General features: G+C 64.2%; 15 protein-coding genes. 8 read left to right on the top strand and 7 right to left on the bottom strand.

The features are described from left to right. Positions 1-51: 51 nt before the first annotated feature. Genes OPV09_RS01240 through OPV09_RS01260 form a run of 5 tightly spaced genes read left to right on the top strand, consistent with a single transcriptional unit; the run spans position 52 to position 5,322 of the window. Complete coding sequence (locus OPV09_RS01240; RefSeq protein ID WP_338680234.1) at positions 52-1,602, top strand: sugar ABC transporter ATP-binding protein; 1,551 nt, start codon at positions 52-54, stop codon at positions 1,600-1,602. Further along, entirely contained in the window at positions 1,590-2,588 is a 999-nt protein-coding gene (locus OPV09_RS01245) for an ABC transporter permease (protein ID WP_070303179.1), read from the top strand. The genes OPV09_RS01240 and OPV09_RS01245 overlap by 13 nt, the downstream gene beginning before the upstream one ends. Beyond that, a complete protein-coding gene (locus OPV09_RS01250) occupies positions 2,585-3,622 on the top strand; it encodes an ABC transporter permease (protein WP_338680235.1) in 1,038 nt (345 codons plus the stop codon). The genes OPV09_RS01245 and OPV09_RS01250 overlap by 4 nt, the downstream gene beginning before the upstream one ends. Before the next feature lie 3 nt (positions 3,623-3,625). Then, the gene (rhaM, locus tag OPV09_RS01255) at positions 3,626-3,940 is read left to right on the top strand and encodes an L-rhamnose mutarotase (protein ID WP_338680236.1); all 315 of its coding nucleotides are present in this window, start codon (positions 3,626-3,628) and stop codon (positions 3,938-3,940) included. A gap of 8 nt (positions 3,941-3,948) precedes the next feature. After that, positions 3,949-5,322: an FGGY-family carbohydrate kinase gene (locus OPV09_RS01260; RefSeq protein WP_338680238.1), complete on the top strand. Its 1,374-nt coding sequence runs from the start codon at positions 3,949-3,951 to the stop codon at positions 5,320-5,322. Positions 5,323-5,421: 99 nt separating this feature from the next. On the opposite strand, the gene OPV09_RS01265 is transcribed toward OPV09_RS01260, so the two are convergent. The 4 genes from OPV09_RS01265 to OPV09_RS01280 all read right to left on the bottom strand — a co-directional run bounded on the left by OPV09_RS01265 (position 5,422) and on the right by OPV09_RS01280 (position 9,367). Continuing rightward, positions 5,422-5,784: a BON domain-containing protein gene (locus OPV09_RS01265; RefSeq protein WP_338680239.1), complete on the bottom strand. Its 363-nt coding sequence runs from the start codon at positions 5,782-5,784 to the stop codon at positions 5,422-5,424. Between the two features lie 267 nt (positions 5,785-6,051). Then, on the bottom strand, positions 6,052-7,419 hold the full coding sequence (locus tag OPV09_RS01270; RefSeq protein ID WP_034752548.1) for a sigma 54-interacting transcriptional regulator: 1,368 nt from the start codon (positions 7,417-7,419) through the stop codon (positions 6,052-6,054). After that, a complete protein-coding gene (locus OPV09_RS01275) occupies positions 7,416-7,958 on the bottom strand; it encodes a hypothetical protein (protein WP_034752550.1) in 543 nt (180 codons plus the stop codon). Before OPV09_RS01275 ends, OPV09_RS01270 begins: the two co-directional genes overlap by 4 nt. Continuing rightward, positions 7,955-9,367, bottom strand: a complete 1,413-nt coding sequence (locus OPV09_RS01280; protein ID WP_034752553.1) for a HAMP domain-containing sensor histidine kinase — start codon at positions 9,365-9,367, stop codon at positions 7,955-7,957. Before OPV09_RS01280 ends, OPV09_RS01275 begins: the two co-directional genes overlap by 4 nt. Before the next feature lie 283 nt (positions 9,368-9,650). On the opposite strand from OPV09_RS01280, the gene OPV09_RS01285 reads away from it, so the two are divergent. Then, complete coding sequence (locus OPV09_RS01285) at positions 9,651-12,521, top strand: insulinase family protein (protein ID WP_338680240.1); 2,871 nt, start codon at positions 9,651-9,653, stop codon at positions 12,519-12,521. 118 nt (positions 12,522-12,639) lie between these two features. On the opposite strand, the gene OPV09_RS01290 is transcribed toward OPV09_RS01285, so the two are convergent. Further along, on the bottom strand, positions 12,640-13,044 hold the full coding sequence (locus OPV09_RS01290; protein WP_139092102.1) for a VOC family protein: 405 nt from the start codon (positions 13,042-13,044) through the stop codon (positions 12,640-12,642). A gap of 57 nt (positions 13,045-13,101) precedes the next feature. Beyond that, positions 13,102-13,992: an AraC family transcriptional regulator gene (locus tag OPV09_RS01295; protein WP_338680243.1), complete on the bottom strand. Its 891-nt coding sequence runs from the start codon at positions 13,990-13,992 to the stop codon at positions 13,102-13,104. Between the two features lie 128 nt (positions 13,993-14,120). On the opposite strand from OPV09_RS01295, the gene OPV09_RS01300 reads away from it, so the two are divergent. Next, a complete protein-coding gene (locus OPV09_RS01300) occupies positions 14,121-15,152 on the top strand; it encodes a methyltransferase domain-containing protein (RefSeq protein ID WP_338680244.1) in 1,032 nt (343 codons plus the stop codon). A gap of 117 nt (positions 15,153-15,269) precedes the next feature. Beyond that, positions 15,270-16,022 carry an SDR family oxidoreductase gene (locus OPV09_RS01305; RefSeq protein ID WP_338680245.1) on the top strand — a complete coding sequence of 251 codons (753 nt, stop codon included), beginning with the start codon at positions 15,270-15,272 and terminating at the stop codon, positions 16,020-16,022. Here OPV09_RS01305 and OPV09_RS01310 read toward each other — a convergent pair. Then, positions 16,019-16,918, bottom strand: a complete 900-nt coding sequence (locus OPV09_RS01310) for a LysR substrate-binding domain-containing protein (RefSeq protein ID WP_338680246.1) — start codon at positions 16,916-16,918, stop codon at positions 16,019-16,021. The two genes, OPV09_RS01305 and OPV09_RS01310, sit on opposite strands and share 4 nt — an antisense overlap. Positions 16,919-16,980 lie beyond the last annotated feature (62 nt).

The following is a 16,980-nucleotide window of genomic DNA, read 5'->3' on the forward strand; positions in this document are numbered from 1 at the left end:
CGCGCTGGCGCGCTAACCCGACCTGCGAATATCTCTCAAGTGTGAATGGCTATGTCACAGAATCCCCCTATTGCGCAGAACGCGGCGCCGGTGTTGCGCCTGCATGGCATCTGCAAGCACTTCCATGGCGTCACCGCGCTGAAAGACGTGGCGCTGACCGTACGCGCCGGTGAAGTCATGGCGCTGATCGGTGAAAACGGCGCCGGCAAGTCGACCCTGGTCAAGACGTTGACGGGCATTTATCAACCGGATGCGGGCAGCATGGAACTGGGCGGCAAGGCTGTGCTGTTTTCCAATCCGCAAGATGCGATGGATGCCGGCATTACCGCCGTGCACCAGGAAACCATGATGTTCGACGAACTGACGGTGGCCGAAAACATCTATATCGGGCGCCAGCCGCAAACGGGTTTCCCGCCGCGCATAGACTGGCCACGCATGGCGGCCGAGGCCGAGCAGATCTTCGCGCGCCTGGAAGTGCAGTTACCCGTATTGGCCAAGGTCAAGGAATTGAGCGTGGCGCAACGCCACTTCGTGGAAATCGCGCGCGCCCTGTCGCAAGAGGCGCGCGTGGTGATCATGGACGAGCCCACCGCCTCGCTGTCGCAGCGCGAAATCCATGAGCTGTATCGCATCATCGCCCAGCTGCGCGCGGCGGGCACGGCGGTGATTTTCATTTCGCACAAATTCGATGAAATCTTTACCGTCGCCGACACCTATACAGTGCTGCGCGACGGCCATTTCGTCGCCGCCGGCGCAATGGCCGACATCAGCGAACCGCAGCTCGTGTCGCTGATGGTCGGGCGCACCATTCAGCAAGTGTTTCCCAAGGTCGACGTCCCCCTGGGACCAACCTTGCTGGAAGTGTCGCAACTGTGCCATGCGACGGAATTTCACGGCGTCAGTTTCTCCGTGCGGCAAGGCGAGATCGTCGGCTTCTACGGCCTGGTCGGCGCGGGCCGCTCGGAAGTGATGCAAGCGCTGTTCGGCTTGACCGAGGGCGTGCGCGGCACGATCACCATCGCCGGCGAGAAAGTGCGCATCGGCTGCGCCAGCGACGCCATCCGGCACGGCATCGCGTATGTGCCCGAAGACCGCCAGCACCAAGGCGCGCACCTGTCGATGTCCATCGTGCAAAACATCACCTTGCCGATTCTGGACAGCATCGGCTTTTTCCTGCGGCCACGGCGCGCGCAGGAGACGGCCATCGCGCGCCACCTGAGCGAGCAGCTCGAATTGAAGGCCAGCCACTTTACGCAGATGGTGTCGGAACTGTCGGGCGGCAATCAGCAAAAAGTCGTGCTGGCCAAATGGCTGGCCACCAGGCCCCGCGTGATCATTCTCGATGAGCCTACGAAGGGTATCGATATCGGCTCCAAGGCGGCCGTGCACCGCTTCATCAGCGAGCTCGTCACGCAAGGCCTGTCCGTGATCCTCGTGTCGTCCGAGCTGCCGGAAGTGCTGGGCATGGCGGACCGCATCGTGGTCATGCACCAGGGCCATATCCACCGCGTCTTTCCGCGCGCCCAGGCGACCCCGGAAAACGTCGTCGCCGCCGCTTCCGGCAGCGGCCATCCGATCGAGGAATTGACATGCGCTATCTGAAGCAACGTGAAATCCAGCTGGCACTGCTGATCGTGCTGCTGGTGCTGCTGGTGGGCCTGCGCTCGCCCGTTTTCCTGACCCCGGGCAGCCTGGCCAACCTGCTCACCGACAGCACCTTGCTGATCATGCTGGCGCTGACGCAGATGTTCGTCATCATTACGCGCGGCATCGACCTGTCGGTGGCATCCAATTTGGCGCTGTCGGGCATGCTGTCGGCCTTGCTGGCCGTGCAGTATCCGCACTTGCCGCTGCCGCTGGTGGTGCTGGCGGCGCTGGGCATCGGCCTGCTGCTGGGCCTGATCAACGGTTACCTGATCGGCTACCTGGACCTGCCGCCCATCGTCGTGACCCTGGGCACCATGAGCGTGTACCGGGGCCTGGTATTCGTGCTGTCGGGCGGCGCCTGGGTATCGTCGCACCAGATGCCGGCCGCCTTCATCGACTTTCCGCTGGCGCGCCTGCTGGGCGTGACGCACCTCGTGTGGATCGCGCTGGCGGCCATCCTGGCAACCTGTTTCCTGGCCCGCTACACGCGCTTCGGCCGCGACCTGTATGCGATCGGCAACCAGCCGCAGGCGGCCCGCTATGTTGGTATCGCCACGGCGCGCCGGCTGCTGTGGACGTATGGCCTGTCGGGCCTGATGGCCGGCCTGTGCGGTTACCTGTGGGTGGCCCGCTACGCCGTGGCGTATTCGGAAATCGCATATGGCTTTGAATTTACCGTGATCGCCGCCTGCGTGATCGGCGGCATCAGCATCGCCGGCGGCGCCGGCACGGTGGGCGGCGCGGTGCTCGGCTCGCTGTTTTTGGCCGTCATCAACAATGCCTTGCCCATCGTCAAGGTCTCGCCCTTCTGGCAAAGCGCGCTGACAGGGATCGTGATCCTCACGGCCGTGCTGCTCAATGCGCGCGGCACCCGGAACATGGGCCGCCAGATCTTGCCGCTCACGCTGCAAGCCCCCTCGACCCGCAGGAGCGCCGCATGAACGCCACTTCACAGACCTTGCACGGCGAAGCGCCGGACAGCGTACCCGTGCGCTCGCGCTACACCATCCTCGACCGCAAGGCGCACCGCATCGGCCAGTATTTTGCCCATTGGGAAGCGTTATTGGCGCTGCTGCTGATCGCCGTGTTTGCGGCCAACAGCGTGCTGCTGCCGAATTTCCTCGACGCCTACAATCTGGCCGACAGCACCTTCAACTTCAGCGAGAAGGCCCTGATCGCGCTGCCGATGGCCTTGCTGATCATTTGCCGCGAAATCGACATTTCCGTCTCCGGCATTTTGGCGCTGTCCTCGGTGGCGATGGGGTTTGCGCATCACCACGGCGTGCCGCCGCAAGGCTTGCTGTTCGTCGCGCTGGCCATGGGCTCCCTCTGCGGCTGCCTGAACGGCGTGCTCGTCACGCGCTTCGCCCTGCCATCGATCGTCGTGACGATCGGCACCGTGGCCCTGTTCCGCGGCCTGGCCAGCGTGATCCTGGGCGACCAGGCCTACACCGGCTATCCGCCACTGCTGATCGACTGGGGGCAAGGCTATTTCTTCGACATCGTGCCGCGCCCCTTCGTCATCTTGCTCGTGTTTTGCGCGCTGTTTGCCGTGCTGCTGCATGCGACCAGCTGGGGCCGGCGCATCTTTGCCATCGGCTGCAATCCGGGCGCGGCGCGCTTTTCCGGCGTGGCCGTGGACCGCTACCGCTTCGCCCTGTTCGTGGCCACCGGTGCCATGGCGGGCCTGGCCGCCTGGCTGCTGACGGGACGCATCGGCAGCACGCGCCCGAACATCGCCATGGGCTGGGAACTCGAAGTGATCACCATGGTCATCCTGGGCGGCGTGAGCATCGCCGGCGGCAAGGGCAGCATCGGCGGCGTGCTGCTGGCCGTGCTGCTGCTGGGCATGGTGACATATGGCCTGGCGCTGCTCAATATTCCTGGCGTCATCATGACGATTGTCGTCGGCATCTTGCTGCTGATCACGATTGCACTGCCGCGCCTGTTGAACCGCAAGCACACACGGAAATAAACCATGCAACAGATCGCTTTCAAGATGCAGTTGAAACCCGGCCATGCCGCCGAATACCAGCGCCGCCACGACGCCATCTGGCCCGAGCTGGCCAGCCTGTTGCACGAGTCCGGCGTGCGCGACTACAGCATCTTTCTCGATGAGGAGACGGGCGCGCTGTTCGCCGTGCTGCGCCGCATGGACGGCCACACGATGGAAGCGCTGCCGCAGCATCCCGTGATGCGCCGCTGGTGGGCGCACATGGCCGACCTGATGGAAACGCAAGCCGATGCGTCGCCCGTCGCCGTGCCTTTAATCCCCATGTTTCATCTCGCATAAGGACGGCCGTGACCATCGACGCCACCGTAGTACTCGATATCGGCAAGACGAATGCCAAGCTGACCCTGCTGGACGCCGCCGGCGCCATCCTGGCCGAAGAGCGCCGCCCGAACAGCATCGTGCACGCAGGGCCGTATCCGCACCACGATACGGAAGGGCTGTGGGACTGGCTGCAAACAGGCCTGGCCGCCTTCGCGCGCCTGGCGCACGTCACCGCCATCGTGCCCGTCACGCACGGTGCCACGGCGGCGCTGGTCGACGATGCCGGCCTGGTGCTGCCCATCCTCGACTATGAATCGACCTTGCCCCAATCGCTGGCGGCCGAGTATGCCAGCTTGCGGCCCGCGTTCGGCGACAGCCTGTCGCCGCAATTGCCCTGCGGCCTGAACCTGGGCTTGCAACTGTTCTGGCTCGCCAGAACCTACCCGCAGGAATTTGCCCGCGCGCGCCATATCCTGACCTATCCGCAATACTGGGCCTGGCGGCTATCGGGCGTGGCCGCCAGCGAAGTGACCTCGCTCGGTTGCCATACGGATTTATGGCGGCCGCAGCAAGGGGCCTATTCGTCGCTGGTGGAGACCATGGATTGGACGCCATTATTTGCGCCGTTGCAATCGGCATGGACGGCGCTGGGACCCGTGCTGCCGCAGTGGCGCGAGAGCAATGGCTTGCTGCCCGATTGCCAGGTGCTGTGCGGCATCCATGACAGCAATGCCTCGCTGCTGCGTTATCTCGATGCGCAAGAGCAGGCACAGCCGCGCACGGTCTTGTCGACCGGCACCTGGGCCATTGCCGCCGCCTTCGGCGCGCCCCTCGGCCGGCTCGATGAAACGGCCGACATGCTGGCCAACGTGCATGCGCTGGGCCAACCCGTGGCCTGCATGCGCTTCATGGGCGGGCGCGAATTTGCCGTGCTGGCGGGCAGCGAACCTCAAGTGTGCGGCGCGGACGATATCGCCCGCCTGGTCAGCCAGGGTACGCTGGCGCTGCCCTGCTTTGCCGAGTCGGGCGGCCCCTTCGTCGGGCAGGAGGGGCGCATCGTCGGGCAGGTACCACGTACGGCCCAGGAACGCTATGCGCTGGCCACCCTGTATTGCGCGCTGATGAGCGATTATTGCCTCGATGCCCTCGATGCTCAAGGGACCGTGACGGTGGAAGGCAGTTTCACGGACAACCCGCATTTCGCCGCCCTGCTGGCGGCCTTGCGGCCAGGGCAGGAAGTGAGCGTGTCGCAAGACGCCAGCGGCACGACGTGCGGCGGCTGGATGCTGCACCGCTGGGGCCAGGTGCCGGCGATGGAGGCGACGGTGGAACCCATGATGGAAGTGGATGGTTTGACCGCGTACCGTGCGCAATGGAGGGCGATTTGCAGGCCGGATTAGGTCCGCAGGACCGTCATCCGACGACACCACCGCAGGTGTAAACGAAAAATGCCCTGTCCGCAGACAGGGCAACCCGGAGTAAAGTACAGCGCGAGGGGATTAACCGGCGGCTTTGACTTTCAGCTCGTTCTTGATTTCTTTCACGCCGCTCACGGAAGCGACGATCTGCACGACGCGGTCACCCGCTTCGGCGCTCGGTACGTCGCCCGACAGGACGACCACACCTTGCTGGGTTGCTACCTTGACCGGCAGGGCAGCGGCTTGCGCATCGGCGCTCAGGGCGGCCTTGGCCGAGGAAGTGATGGTTTCATCAGGGACGGCTGCGGCAGCGTTGGCGGCCACGACGGTGTCAGCAGGAGCTTGTGCTTTTGGTGCGGAGTCAGCGGCATGCGAAGCGGTGATCGAGGCGCCCGACAGTACGACAGCGGCAACCAGGGTATTGAACAGTTTCGATGTTTGCATGGTAGTTCCTCTCAATGAAGTTAAAAGCTTCTTACTTGGATAAAGCAACACTTTGAAGCGTCACATCTACCCATACAGCAAGCGCCGTGCCAGCTTTTAAATTGTATTCAAAATCAAGGACTTACATTCCATCTCTATTTTTTCAGCCCGTTTCGCAGCGATCTGGCCCGAAAAACGGGGATTTTTGTCGCCTGGCAGCGACAGCTTGTGGCAAGACCGGCAATGTTTTACGCCAAACCCCTGATTTTTAACGCTTTATTTTTGTCGCTATTCAGCGACAGGGTCGCCATCGGCCCGGAACAGGGCCGGCGTCAGCTCATATTTCTGCAATAAGCGGTAGAACTCCGTGCGGTTGCGGTCGGCCAGGCGGGCCGCGTCGGCCACGTTGCCGTCCGTCAGGCGCAGCAGCTGAATCAGGTAGTCGCGCTCGAAGCGCTGCTTGGCTTCGTTGTAGCTGAGCGCTTCCAGGGACGGCACGCGCAGCGCACGCTGCACCAGGGACAAGGGCACCAGCGGCGCCGTGGCCAGCGCGCACACTTGCTCGACGACATTGACCAGCTGGCGCACATTGCCGGGCCATGGCGCGGCCACCAGGGCAGTCAAGGCATCGGGCGCGAAGCCGTTCAACGGTTTTTGATACTTGGCTGCCAGTTTCTGCAGGAAATGGTTCGCCAGCAGGGCGATGTCTTCGCGACGCTCGGCCAGCGGCGGCAAGGTCAAGGTCACCACGTTGAGCCGGTAATACAGGTCTTCGCGGAATTGCCCCTCGGCCATCGCCACGTCGAGGTCGCGGTGCGTGGCCGACAGCAAGCGCACGTCCACCGGACGCGTCTGGTCGGCGCCGACGGGGCGCACGGCCCGCTCCTGCAGCACCCTCAGCAGTTTCACCTGCAGCGGCAAGGGCATGTCGCCGATCTCATCCAAAAACAGGGTGCCGCCATCGGCCGCCTGGAACAAACCTTCGCGGTTGCCGACGGCGCCCGTAAACGATCCCTTCACGTGGCCGAACAGTTCCGATTCCAGCAGCTGCTCGGGAATGGCGCCGCAGTTGACGGCGATGAATGGCGCCTTGGCGCGGCGGCTGGCGTTGTGCAGGGCGCGCGCCAGCAATTCCTTGCCCGTGCCGCTGGGGCCGCGTATCAGGATGCTGGCGTCGGACCCGGCCACCAGCTTGGCTTCGGCCAGCAGCTCGGCCATCTGCGAACTGCGGCTGATCAGCTCGGCGCGCCAGCTCTCGTCGCCGGACGCTTGTGCCGGCATGACGGTGGACAAGTTGATGGCATACGCCACTTTTTCCATCAGCAGCTTGCCATCGAACGGTTTCGTCAGATAGGCAAACGCGCCGCGCGCCGTCGCGTCGACGGCGTCGGGAATCGTGCCGTGGGCAGTCAGCAGGATGACGGGCAGGGCCGAATGCTGGCGGCGGATTTCATCGAACAGGGCCAGGCCGTCGCGGCCCGGCAATTGCACGTCGGTAATGACCAAAGCCGGCAATTCCACGGCCAGGCGCGCCAGCGCCGCTTCCGCGCTGCCCACGGCCGTGACCCGATAATTGCCCGCCTTCAGGCGGATGGTCAACAGGCGCAGCAGGTCGGGATCGTCATCGACCAACAAGATGTGGGCATGCTCGCTCATTTCGGCGCTCCCGCGGCAGGGCGCACGGACAGGCTGCGCTCGATATTCTTTAACGCTTCGAGTTTTTCATTGAGCAAGTCGATGCGGCGCTGGGCGTCGCGCAACTGCGTGTTGAGCTTGTCGATGCTCTCTTCCTGGCGGCGCAGTTCCGCATATTGGCTGCCCAGCAATTGCGCCAGCGGCGCCAGCAGTTGCGCATCCTTGCCCGTGGCCGTGGCCAGCGGTTCCAGCGAGGCTTGCGCGCGGGCCAGGTCGCCAGGACCGCGCAAAGCCGCTTGCAGCATGGCGCGGCGTAGCGTGTTGTGCGGCGCATGGTCGGCTTTCGCCAGGTCCAGTTGCGCTTTTACCAGTTCCGACGGCGTCATCAGGCGCAAGGCGCTTTGATACGCGAGCAGTTCGGTCAGCTGGGGATCGGCCACCACCACGACGCGCGGCGGCGTTTGCACGAGCACGGGCGTCTGGACGGGGGGCTTGGCGGCGCAAGCGCCCAACAGCAATGCGCAGGCGGCCATGGCGGCCAGGGAAATTCTCGTCATCATAAGGGCAGTTCTATCCGAAAATGCGCGCCGGCGGGGCGCGGTAAAAGAGTGACGCTGCCATCGTGGGCGGCGATATATTCGCGCACGATGGACAGGCCGATGCCATTGCCGTTACGCGCGCCGGCCGCCTGGCGCACTCCCTGGTAAAACGGTTCAAAAATACGCGCGGCATCCTCGGGCGCCACGCCGGCGCCCTCGTCGATGCAGTCGATGCGCACGCGGCCGCCTTTGCAAGACAGGGCAAACCGCACGGTGCCGCCTTCCGGGCTGAAGCGCACGGCGTTCGACAGCAAATTGGCCAGGGCTGTCGCCAGCTTGTCGCGGTCGGCTTGCACGATCAGGGATACACCCTGCACCTCGACCGTCAACCGGCGCGCCAGCCATTGCAGGCGCTGCCCGGCCACCACATCTTGCAGCAAGACCAGCAAATCGACCTTGCTGTGCGCCAAGTGCTGGGCGTCAAAAGCGGCGGTATTGTAGCGCAGCAAGTCCTCGATCTGGGTTTGCAGGGACGCCGTGTTTTGCTGCAGGATGCCGGCGATTTCGCGCTGGCTATCGCTGAGCTTGCCTGCCACCTCGTCTTCCAGCAAGGCCACGCCTTCGCGCAGGGCCGCCAGCGGGGTTTTCAGCTCATGCGAAATATGGCGCAGAAAACGTTCCTTGTCGGCATCGAGGTCGGCCAGGCGCTGGCGCAGCCAGTCCAGCTGCTGGCCCAGGCGGCGCGTGTCGGCCGGGCCGCCGACGACGATGGGTTGATCGTAGCGCTTGTCACCGAGGCGCTCGATGGCCGTCTCGATGCGGCGCAGCGGACGCGACAGCAGGAAGCCGAAGCAGGTGGCCAGCACGGCCGCCAGCAGCACGGCGCCGCCCACCAGCACGCCCAGCAGGCGGCGCTGGCGTTCCAGCTCGGCCAGCAGGGCGTCGTTGCGGCTGCCGATTTCCGTCTTGCTTTCGCGCGCCAGGCTGTCATTGATCTGCGTCATGCGGGCAAACGCGCGGTACACGACGGCGTGGCCATCGCGCTTGCGGCGCTTGCCCGCCTGTAACACTTCCCAGGCCGATTGCGCCTGCACCGTCCATTCGTCGGCCAGCTGGGGAGCGAACTCGGGCGTGGCACGGTTCAGCACTTGCAGCGCCGCCGTCGCTTCGTCGCGGGCCGCCGCGAAACGCTCGCGGAACACGGGGTCGTCCAGCACAAGGAACTGGCGCGCGCTGCGCTCCATGGCCAGCGTACGCTCGGACAGGCGCTGCGACTGTTCCGTCAGGGCAATCGCCTGCGCCGCCGTCTCGCGCCCCAGCCGCGCCAAGTGTTCGAGGGTCAGCAGGGCTTGCACGGAGGTGGCCGTCAAAATGCCCGTCGTCAAAATGAAGGCGGCAAATAACAGTTGGCGAAAGGAAAGTCGGGACAAGGTAGGCGCCTTCGGTTCAGTCTGGAATGCAAAAGGCGCATGGTACGCTAAGCCTCCATTGCGGGGCGCCAGCTGTCAAAAATAGCCGATTTGGCAACCTTGTTGCTTTTGCGCCCGACAAGCAAGCGTCGGCGGCGGCGCGCAGATACTCCTAGTACAATAGGGAAAAACTTCATACTGGCATCAAAGTGGCCCCCAGCCCTGGCATTGCGCCACTTTGCCCCCACATGTGATGCAGCCCCACCGACACTCCGAATCACCTACCGCAGAGATCCCATACCGCATGAGCACATTTGAAAAAGTCAGCAGCAACTTCATTCCAGTCTTGCAGGCAACCATCGAGCAATATGTCGAGCCAGCAACGGGCATGCGCCATATCCACATGCATACCGAGCAGGCTGAGATGGTGTTCCTGGTGGCCTTTCCCACTGTGCCCGAAGTAAGCGACGGGCGCGCCCACATCCTGGAACACCTGGCCTTGTGCGGCTCGTCGCGCTACCCGGTGCGCGACCCGTTCTTCTCGATGCTGCGCCGCTCGACGGCCACGTTCATGAATGCGATGACCTATGCGGACCGCACCGTGTACCCGTTCGCCAGCACCGACCGCAAGGATTTCTTCAACCTGCTCGACGTGTACCTCGATGCGGCCTTCTTCCCGAACCTCGATTACCTGAATTTCCGCCAGGAAGGCTGGCGCCATGCATTCGAAGGCGACAAGCTCGTGTATCAAGGCATCGTCTTCAATGAAATGAAGGGCGCTTTCAACAGCCCCATGCGCGCGCTCGACAGCGGCATCGCCAGTGCCTTGCTCAAAGGAACGACGTATGAAGTGGAATCGGGCGGCGACCCGCTCGACATCCCCGAGCTGACGCATGACATGCTGAAAGCATTCCACGCCAGCCATTATCACCCTTCGCAAGCCGTGATCATGACCGCCGGCAATATCGAAGCGTCGGCCGTGCAAGAACAAGTCGCCGAGCGCGTGCTGTCCAAACTCAGCGGCTTTTCCGAACGCCGCCTGCCGCAGCTGGCGCCCGCGTGGGCCGCGCCGCAGGAAAACATCGTCAAGATTCCGTCGCAGGAAGCGCGCGACGATGAGTTCGGCCTGCAATTCGCCTGGCTGATGGGCGAGTCAAGCGACCCCATCGCCTATTACCACGCGCATCTGCTGTCGCACGGCTTGCTCGGTGAATCGTCGGCGCCCGTCATGCGCGCCATGGAATCGGCCGGCTACGGCCGTCCATCGGACATGAATGGCCGCGACGCGGGTATCCGCCAGATGGTGTTCCACATCGGCATGGAAGGTTTGACCCAGGAACAGATCGCCGACGCGCACCAGCGCATCTGGACGGCACTGGAAGAGACGGCGGAAGAGGGCATTCCCGCCGCCGTGCTGCACGCCGCCTTGCGCGACATCAAGTACAGCCAGCGCGAAATCAGCAGCGGCCGCATGCCTTACGGCCTGGGACGCTTGCTGCACGCCTTGCCGCTGGCCATGTATGGCGGCGACGTGATGGACGCCTTCGACAATGCGGCAATTCTGGAAACGCTGGAACAGCAGATCGACGACCCGGCCTTCTTCCAGCAGCTGGTGCGCGAGCTGATCGACAACCCGACCCGCTTGACGACGCACGTGGTGCCCGACAGCGCCTACTTCACGGACCGCGCCGCGCAGGAAGACGCCAAGCTGGCGGCCCTGCAAGCGACGCTGACGGATGCCGAGCGCGAGCACATCGTGGCCGAGTCCGCCGCGCTGGAAGCGCATCAGCAACTGCCATCGAATTCCGAAGTCTTGCCACGCATCCGCCCTGGCGATGTCAGCGCCTTGCCGCGCCCGGCCTTGCCGATTCCAGCCGCCGTCGATGGCGCCGTGGCATTCAGCATCGCTTCCAACGGCATCAGCTATGCCAACGTGCTGTACGACGTGTCGAATCTGCCGGAAGCGTCGTGGCCATGGCTGCGTTTGTACACGGACCTGGCGCCGGAACTGGGCGTGGGCGACATGTCGTTCGACGACGCCAGCGCCTGGCGCCAGAGCATGGTGCCCTCGTTCCACATCGGCCTGGAAGCCATTCCCCGCCCGCAACAAGCGATGCGCGTGGAACTGTCGTTCTCGGCCAGCGGCTTGCGCGAAGAACATGCGGCGATCGCCGCCGTGCTGTCGGCCTGGATCGCCAAGCCCCGCTTCGATGAAGAAGAGCGCCTGGCTTTCCTGATCGAAAGCCTGGTGCAAGACAAACTCTCCAGCCTGGCCGAATCGGGCAACCGCTACGCCATGCTGGCCTCGGCAGCGCCGCTGTCGCCCACGCGCCGCTTCGATGACATCGTCGGCGGCCCGGCAGCCTTGCCGTTCTACCGCCGTTTGCAGCAGCTGAGCAAGACGTCGGCAGGCTTGCAGGAAATCGCGCGTGAACTCGACACGCTGCACGCGCACATCATCGCCCAGCAACCGACCGTGCTGTGCGCCGGCCTGGAACAGGATGGCATCACCCTGGCCCGTTTGCTGGAATTGCCTGCAGCGACCACAGATGCCATCGCACCGGCGGAAACCGTCGCACCTGCCGCTTTGCCGCTGGCCAATACGGCCCTGCATGCGACGAGCCAGATCAACCATTGCTTCGTTTCCTGGGCCGTGCCGGGTGTGCACAATCCGGACGCTTCCGCCCTGGCCGTGGCCGCCGAACTGATGACCAACCAGGTGCTGCATACGGCCCTGCGCGAAAAAGGCGGCGCGTATGGCGGTAGCGCCAGCTATGCGGCCGGTGCCGGCACCTTTACATTGAGTTCCTACCGCGATCCGCGCCTGGCCGGCACGTTCGCCGACTTCGGCACGACCCTCGATCAGATCCTCGACGGCGATTTCTCGCAGGAACAAGTGGAAGAAGCCATCATCTGCGTCATCAAGGGCCTCGACAAGCCGCATTCGCCGTACGCGGAAGCGCTGACGGCGTGGAACATGCAGCAGCGTGGCACGACGGAAGCCGTGCGCCAGCAATTCCGCACCGGCGTGCTCAATTGCACCCTGGACCAGATCAAGGCCGTCACGCGCACCTGGCTGAAAAACGGCCAGCCGAGCCGCGCCGCGTTTGCGGGCAATACGACGCAGGATCTGGCCGGGCTGGAAGTGGTGGATTTGCTGGCGCTGGCTTCCTAAGCTGGGCAGGCGGATCATGTCGGATTACGCGGCGTGCCGCCGCTAATCCGACACCGCCACGGGCCAACAATGTTGTCGGATTACGTGCGGCCCTGCCGCACTAATCCGACCTACGATGCTATTGGGGGACAGAATTAGGTTCCATATACATCAACTCCCACTGATGCCCATCCGGATCCTGGAAACTATGTCCGTACATGAAGCCGAAATCCATCGGCTCCTTGTAGATGCTGCCGCCCGCCTGGACGGCCTTCGCCACCAGCTCATCGACTTCGCCGCGGCTCTCTGCCGACAAACACACGAGCACTTCCGTCGCCACCTTGGTGTCGCACAGCTGCTTGGGCGTAAATTGCTTGAATTTGTCGTGCGTCAACAGCATGACGAAAATGTCGTCGGCAACGATCATGCACGTCGCCGTTTCATCCGTGAAATGGGCATTGAAACTGAAGCCCAGCGCCGTGAAAAACGCGACGGAACGTTCCAGCGACTGGACGGGCAGATTGACAAATATTTTGCGGGCCATCATGTCTCCTTGTGGGTCGTATGAGTATGTGCTGCCCGCCGATTCTACACCGGCTGTTCAGCCCTTCGCGCGCGCCACGGTCTTCGGCGCGTAGCCGAAATAGCGGCTGAAGGCGGCGCTGAAATTGGCCGGGTGGCGATAGCCGGTTTGCCAGCCCGCCTGCGCCACCTGGCAACCATTTTCCAGCAGTAACTTTGCCCGCTGCATGCGCAGCGCCAGCAGGGTGCGCTGGGGGCTGTCGTTGTAGCGGTAGCGCCATCCCTGCTTGAGCTTGAACAAGCTCAGTCCCGCTTGCGCGCACAGGTAATCGAGCGTGAGTTCCTGCGCCATCTGTTCCTGCATCAGCGCGTGGACGCGTTCCAGTCTGGCGATATCGGTCTCGGACCAGCGCGGCACGGCAGAGGGCGCCGGCCGCAGTGCCCGCAGCTGTTCCGCCAGCAGGCTGAGCACGCCGATATGTACGGCCAGCGGGTCCGTCGCGCGCAGCAGCGCGCGGGCGTGCTGGGCGCAGGCCGCCGTGGTGGCCGCATGCGCCAGCTGGCGCGCGCCGCCGTCGGGCAGCAGGGACGCCAGGCCTTCCGGCCAGTAGCGCGCCAGCGCTTCTTCCCCCACCAGCACGCGCAATTGCGCCGCCCGCTGATTCGCCTCGAACCGGCGCTCGCCGCTCGTGTGGCGAAACGCCGTCACCGTCGTATGGCCGCCCCGGAAACGCAACTGTTCGCCATCGCGCGTAACGTAGGCGGACGCGCCTTCCAGGCCGATGGTGATCACCATGCCGCCCCCGTCGTCATGCTTCGATTGCTCGACGAGCGCCAGCCGCGGGCGGTAATCGGAATGCACAAGCAGCAAGCCCTGATCGACCTGGCGCTGGTCGGCGCGGCACTCGCCCATCCCCGGGTCCAGCTGGCGCCGCGTCCAGCCTGCCACTTCCCTGTCCTGTTCCCTCATCGCTCCTCCCTGTCCTTGCGCGCCGTCGCGCATACGAAATGCGCCGTGCCGCATACAAACGCAAATGATAATTATTCTCATTGTTGCATAAAATAGCTTCCATTCCCACCTCCTCGAAAGGAAGCACCATGCCGTTCACGTCGCAACACACTTTGCAACCGTACTGGGACCTGGCAGTCGCGCCCGTGCAGGCGGACGGGCTGGCCGCCGCCCTGGAACTGGGCATTTTCGATGTACTGGCCACACCGCACACGCCGGCGCAGCTGGCCGGCACCCTGTCGCTGCATGCGCCCCACACGGCGCTGCTGCTGGAACTGCTCTGGAGCATGCAGCTGCTGGAGCGCGACGGGGCCGATGCAGATGCCCAGCGCTACCGCTGCACGTCCGCCACCCTGCAGTATTTCTGCCGCAACTCCGTGGCCTTTTGCGGCGACGCCTGGCTGTACCAGCTGCATGCGCTGCGCCACTTCGCCACGCAGCTCAGTACGCTGGTGCGCGACGGCGGCAAGGCGGCGCCGTACAACACGGCCAATGGCATCAACTGGGCCGCCGCCGCGCAGCAGCAAATTGGCCAGGAACAACGCGCCGTCACCATGCGCGCGGCCCTGTCCGTGATGCAGCGGATCGCCCCGTTTGCGGACGGCAACACGCCCTTGCGCCTGCTCGACGTGGGCGGCGGGCCGGGCTGGGTTGCCATTGCGCTGGCGCAAGCCCATGCGGGCTTGCACGGCTGCGTTTTCGACTGGCCGGAAACGGTGGCCGTGGCGGCCGCCAACATCGCCCATGCGCAACTATCCGACCGCCTGGAAACGGTCGGTGGCGACCTGGGCTGCGACGATATCGGCAGCGGCTACGACCTGATCTGGTGCTCGTCCGTGCTGCATTTCGTGCCCGACATGGCGGCTGCCTTGCGCAAGATGCAGGCGGCGTTAAAACCCGGTGGCGTACTCATCTGTGTGCAGGCGGAAATCGCTCCGGCGCCGGGCGACGCGGCGCGCGTGCTGCCGTACTACTTGCCGATGCGCATGCTGGGCCGCACAGTGACACGGCACGGTGAATTGGCGCAGCTGCTGCGCGACACGGGCTGGAAGCAAGTGGAGCAATACGGCGCCAGCGATTTTCCCATGGCGCCCGTGCAAGTGCTGATTGCTCGCGCCTAACAATTACCATTTAGTAATTATCTTTTTTATAGCAAAAAAGGATGCAAATGCGCTAAGCTGTGGCAGCATTGATCGATGTCATCCGCAGCACTCCGCTGCCTCCACAGGGAATCCATCATGAGTCTACATATCGCAGGGAAAGTCGTTGTCATCACCGGCGCCAGCAGCGGCCTGGGCGAAGCCACGGCGCGCCATCTGGCTGCGCTGGGCGCTTCCGTCGTGCTCGGTGCACGGCGCATGGACTTGCTCACCACCATCGCCGAGGAAATCACGGCGGCCGGTGGTCAGGCCGCCATCGCCCAGACCGACGTCACGGTGCCTGCCGACGTCAAGAATTTGATCGACACGGCCCTGGCCGTGTTCGGCAAGGTCGACGTGCTGATCAACAATGCGGGGCTGATGGCCATCGCACCGATGAGCGCCTTGCAAGTCGACGAGTGGAACAACATGATCGATATCAACATCAAAGGCGTGTTGAATGGCATCGCCGCCGTCCTGCCGTATTTCCAGGCGCAAAACAGCGGCCACTTCATCAATATCTCGTCGGTGGCGGGACAAAAAGTCTTCAGTCCGGGCGGCACCGTCTACAGCGGCACCAAGTTTGCCGTCAGCGCCATTTCGGAAGGCTTGCGCCATGAGCTGGCGGCCAGCGGCGGCACCATCCGCACCACCACCATCTTGCCGGGCGCCGTGGACACGCCATTGAGCGAGGGCAGCAGCCACGCCGAGAGCGCCAAGGCCGTCAAGGAGTTCTACGAGATCGCCATTCCCGCCGCTTCGGTGGCGCACGCCATCGCATATGCGATCGAGCAGCCGGACGACGTGAGCATCAATGAAATCGTGCTGCGCCCGACGGCGCAGTCGTTCTAAGCCGCGTCTTGCTGCAGCGACTCGATGATCAGGTCCGCCAGCCGCTCGACGGGCGGCCTGCTCACTTGTGACGCACGCAGCAGTTCCAGCGACAGCGGGGGCAGGGCGGGCAAGCCGGCCGCCACGTGATCGAGCGCGCATACGGAAGACGGCAAGCCCAGGCCCGTGCGCACCGTCACGCCCAGCCCCGCTGCGGCCGCCGCCCACAGTCCCGCCAGGCTGGGACTGGTAAACGCCGTGCGCCAGGCGATGCCGGCCCGGTCCAGCGCCTGCGTGGCGCAGCGCTGGAACAGGCATTCGCGGTCAAACGCAATGAGCGGCAAAGGCTCGCCCGATTCGGGCCGCCAGGCCAGGCTGGACGAGGCGATCCAGCGCATGGCCGGTTCGGCGATATGCTGGCGCTGCTGCGGCGGATACTCGGCCAAGTCGGCGATGCACGCACCGCCCCACAGCAGGGCCAGGTCGAGCTGCCCCATGGCCAGGCCTTCCATCAAGGCCGTGTTGCGCGCCACGTGCGCCTCGATCCGCACTTTTGGATGCGCACGGGCAAAACGCCCCAGCACGTCAGGCAGCAAGGCTTCGCCAAAATCCTCCTGCAAGCCCAGCCTGATCCAGCCTTCCAGTTCCGCGCCGCGCAAGGCGACGGCCGCCTCGTCGTTGAGTTCCAGCAGGCGGCGCGCATAGCCGAGCAAGACTTCGCCGGCCGGCGTCAGCGCCAGTCCCCGCCCATCCTTGCGGAACAGGGGCATGCCCGCCTGCTCCTCGAGTTTTTTCAGCTGGGCGCTGACGGCCGAGGTGGAACGCCCCACCTTGTCCGCCGCGCGGGCAAAGCTGCCCAGCTCGATGCCAGCCACATAGCTGCGCAGAAAGGCGATGTCGAAATTCAGCAAGCTCATGGCATCAATACAATCGTCCGGTTTTATGGGATGGTTTAACGTAAATTATCTGATATTCAGAA

The sequence above is a fragment of the Janthinobacterium sp. TB1-E2 genome, from assembly GCF_036885605.1.
In the GTDB taxonomy this organism is placed as follows: Bacteria; Pseudomonadota; Gammaproteobacteria; order Burkholderiales; family Burkholderiaceae_D; genus Janthinobacterium; species Janthinobacterium aestuarii.

Coding starts and splice junctions, on each gene's coding strand:
- OPV09_RS01285 (WP_338680240.1), top strand. CDS start 9,651: ATGAGCACATTTGAAAAAGTCAGCAGCAACTTCATTCCAGTCTTGCAG.
- OPV09_RS01310 (WP_338680246.1), bottom strand. CDS start 16,918: ATGAGCTTGCTGAATTTCGACATCGCCTTTCTGCGCAGCTATGTGGCT.
- OPV09_RS01290 (WP_139092102.1), bottom strand. CDS start 13,044: ATGGCCCGCAAAATATTTGTCAATCTGCCCGTCCAGTCGCTGGAACGT.
- OPV09_RS01295 (WP_338680243.1), bottom strand. CDS start 13,992: ATGAGGGAACAGGACAGGGAAGTGGCAGGCTGGACGCGGCGCCAGCTG.
- OPV09_RS01275 (WP_034752550.1), bottom strand. CDS start 7,958: ATGATGACGAGAATTTCCCTGGCCGCCATGGCCGCCTGCGCATTGCTG.
- OPV09_RS01265 (WP_338680239.1), bottom strand. CDS start 5,784: ATGCAAACATCGAAACTGTTCAATACCCTGGTTGCCGCTGTCGTACTG.
- OPV09_RS01240 (WP_338680234.1), top strand. CDS start 52: ATGTCACAGAATCCCCCTATTGCGCAGAACGCGGCGCCGGTGTTGCGC.
- OPV09_RS01270 (WP_034752548.1), bottom strand. CDS start 7,419: ATGAGCGAGCATGCCCACATCTTGTTGGTCGATGACGATCCCGACCTG.
- OPV09_RS01250 (WP_338680235.1), top strand. CDS start 2,585: ATGAACGCCACTTCACAGACCTTGCACGGCGAAGCGCCGGACAGCGTA.
- OPV09_RS01245 (WP_070303179.1), top strand. CDS start 1,590: ATGCGCTATCTGAAGCAACGTGAAATCCAGCTGGCACTGCTGATCGTG.
- OPV09_RS01300 (WP_338680244.1), top strand. CDS start 14,121: ATGCCGTTCACGTCGCAACACACTTTGCAACCGTACTGGGACCTGGCA.
- OPV09_RS01305 (WP_338680245.1), top strand. CDS start 15,270: ATGAGTCTACATATCGCAGGGAAAGTCGTTGTCATCACCGGCGCCAGC.
- rhaM (WP_338680236.1), top strand. CDS start 3,626: ATGCAACAGATCGCTTTCAAGATGCAGTTGAAACCCGGCCATGCCGCC.